Origin of the sequence: Streptomyces sp. NPDC002130, assembly GCF_040296465.1 — a bacterium.
GTDB lineage: Bacteria > Actinomycetota > Actinomycetes > Streptomycetales > Streptomycetaceae > Streptomyces.
The window spans coordinates 1-2,421 of sequence record NZ_JBEOXI010000560.1 but is presented as its reverse complement, the minus strand read 5'-3'; the positions used below and the strand labels follow the sequence as shown (position 1 = coordinate 2,421).

Annotated in this window: 3 protein-coding genes; 1 reads left to right on the top strand and 2 read right to left on the bottom strand. The window is 60.0% G+C overall.

What is annotated here, in order from left to right; all coding sequences use genetic code 11:
• Window positions 1-422 precede the first annotated feature (422 nt).
• The gene (locus tag ABT116_RS42765; protein ID WP_003944246.1) at window positions 423-1,058 is read right to left on the bottom strand and encodes a hypothetical protein; all 636 of its coding nucleotides are present in this window, start codon (window positions 1,056-1,058) and stop codon (window positions 423-425) included.
• A gap of 64 nt (window positions 1,059-1,122) precedes the next feature.
• Entirely contained in the window at window positions 1,123-2,025 is a 903-nt protein-coding gene (locus tag ABT116_RS42760) for a hypothetical protein (protein WP_037131378.1), read from the bottom strand.
• A 177-nt stretch (window positions 2,026-2,202) separates the two neighbouring features.
• On the opposite strand from ABT116_RS42760, the gene ABT116_RS42755 reads away from it, so the two are divergent.
• Window positions 2,203-2,421, top strand: a 219-nt coding sequence (locus tag ABT116_RS42755; protein WP_351646109.1) for a hypothetical protein, incomplete at its 3' end; no start/stop codon positions are given.

Here is a 2,421-nt window from a genome sequence, read left to right as displayed (position 1 = left end):
CTCGCGATGGTGGGAGGGACGTAGGGCCTGGTGTGCGGGGGAGGACGCTCTTGGCGGTCGTTTCACGCCCCCGTATGCAATCGACGACGGATACAGCTCGGGCGCCGTGTCGCTGTGCGCTCGACACGCTCTCGGGATCTTGGACAGAGCGAGGGGCGGGGACGTCGACGCGGTGGAGGTGAAGATTCTCTCGCCTGCCGGCCTTGGACGCTACGACGTTGTCCGCGCGGGTGTTTATCCGGAGTCGCTCGATTCGTAGGGGGATCGTGGGCGATCGGGTCGATTGCGACGCGTTTTAGTGATGTGAAAGGACCGACCCGACGGCCCTGAATGTGGGGTTGTCGGGTCGGTTTGTGTGGTTGGACTAATGTCCTTCGTGCACAAGGCATGTCGTGTTGTGTGACGAGTAGTGCGCGAGTGTTCTACTTCGTGGGAATATCTGTGACCGCGATTGCTGTGGGGAAGGTCCAGCTCGCGATTTCGGTGTTGTATCCGAAGCTTGTGTAGAGCGTGATCTTGGAGATGGCGACATCAGGGTTCGTCAAGAGATTTGAATCGGCGAAGGGGATGAGGCCTTCGATGTGGCCGTCGAGGTCGGCGTCGCCAATTGCGGTGGGAATGCCGGTTGAGTAGTTGCCTTTGATTGTCTGCCCACTTTGGGTGGTGACTTTCCAATAGCTTGGTTGGGCGTTCAGTTTGCCGGTTGTGACATCGATGACGACTGGAAACGTCAAGGCTTTGTTGCCGGACTTCGTTGTGGTGAACGAGGGTGTGAGGATCGCCAGGTCTGCGGTGAATCCTTGGCCTGTGGCGTGTTGTGTATCGCCGATTTGTGGGGGTTTGTTGTCTGTTGGTGAGTTTGCACGGTTGCCGGTGGTGAGTGCGGTGGTGGTGCTCGAAGATGTTGTGGTGCTGGTTGGTTGAGAGTTTGTTGTTGTGTTGGCTGTTGTTGTTGTGGTGGTGGGAGCGGATTGTTCGGTGTCGTCGCTGCTGCAGCCTGTGAGGGCGAGACTTGCTGCAGTGCAAGCAATGATGGAAATTTTGGTTACGGTGTTCATGTGTTGCTGCTTTCGGGTGGTTGGGTGAAGTGGGGGTGCGCGTGTATTCGTGTGTGCATCGGTGTCAGCTGACGGGCGTCCTCAGATCGATGTCGCCCTTTGAGCATCGTGATCCGTAGCCGAGTTCTCGGGACATTACGTAGGTGGGGCTTGCGCAGTTCCAGCCGTCGAATTCGCGGATGTTCGCATTGCCGTGGGCTGAGTCGAGGGGGAGGCCCCGGTAGGTGTCCATGACGGTGAGTGCGTCCGCGCAGGAAATGGTTCCGCTGACGACGGTGAGGACTCGTCGGCCGGTGGATGCTCCGCAGGTTGTTCCTGGGGCGGCTGGGGTGGTGCTGTCTGTGTAGACGTCCATGGGGGCCCCATATGCGGTTGGCGGGGTGGTTGTGGGGATCGTGGTCGGTACTGCTGTTGTCGTGGTTTGTGTGCCGGTCAATGTGAGGTTGCCGTCGACGTAGCGGACCTGGTTGGAGTCGGCGGAGCATTCGAAACCGCCGCTGATTGCGGTGCACGTCGTATCGTCGACTGTCAGTTGGGAATTGACGGGCAGGACGGCTGCGCCGGGTGGTCCGGATTCGGTGATTGTGGGGTAGTAGCCCTGCTTCGTGAGCGCCACGGCGTTGGGAGGGCCGCTACCAAACGGTGGCACGTCGACCTCGGGAGTACCCGCAGGGAATGACACTGAGCAGGTGACGGTCCGGCCGGAGTCCGCGATGCCCGGGAACAGTACGCATTCGCGTCGAGGGGTACCCTCGACGGCGAAACGGTACCTGTCCGGTGCGAATTGGTACTGCGCGGGATCGGCGGCTGTGACGGCGGGCGGTGTCGTAGTTGTTGCGGCGCTTGTGTTGTCCGGCGTCGTGGAGACGGTTTCGTCGGAGTTCGAAGCGGTGCCGCACGCAACCACAATGGTTGCGCAGGCTACTGCGAGTCCCCCCCGAGTGACCGTTGTCAGCGATCGTTTCATTTGCTGATGAAACCATATCGGTGCCGGTCGCGTCTGGTGGCGATGTGCGATTACCTGCTCTCTTCCGCGAGTCGGGGTGCGGGTCGGGCGTTGTCGATCCCGGCCTGTCCAGGTTCAGTCGTATGGTTCCCGCGACACGGGCGTTGGGTCCGTGTCGTCATGGTCAGGAGGGTTCGAATGATTGCTGTGAGGTTGGCTGCTGTGGCGGTCGCGGTGTGGGTGGTGGTTCAGATGCAGATAGCGCCCGCGTATGTCGGATGGGTGATTGTTGTTTTTGGAGCCTATTTTTCAATTCTGTTTTGGTTGCTGCTCTTCATTGCCGTTGCGGAGTGGCGCAAACCAAGTGCAGAGCGAGTATCGGAGATTGCGACATGGCTCGGTCTCGGATTCGCGGGT

What these genes read in the sequence shown, in the direction of transcription:
- ABT116_RS42760 (WP_037131378.1), bottom strand. Translation starts at nt 2,025, where the DNA reads ATGAAACGATCGCTGACAACGGTCACTCGGGGGGGACTCGCAGTAGCC.
- ABT116_RS42765 (WP_003944246.1), bottom strand. Translation starts at nt 1,058, where the DNA reads ATGAACACCGTAACCAAAATTTCCATCATTGCTTGCACTGCAGCAAGT.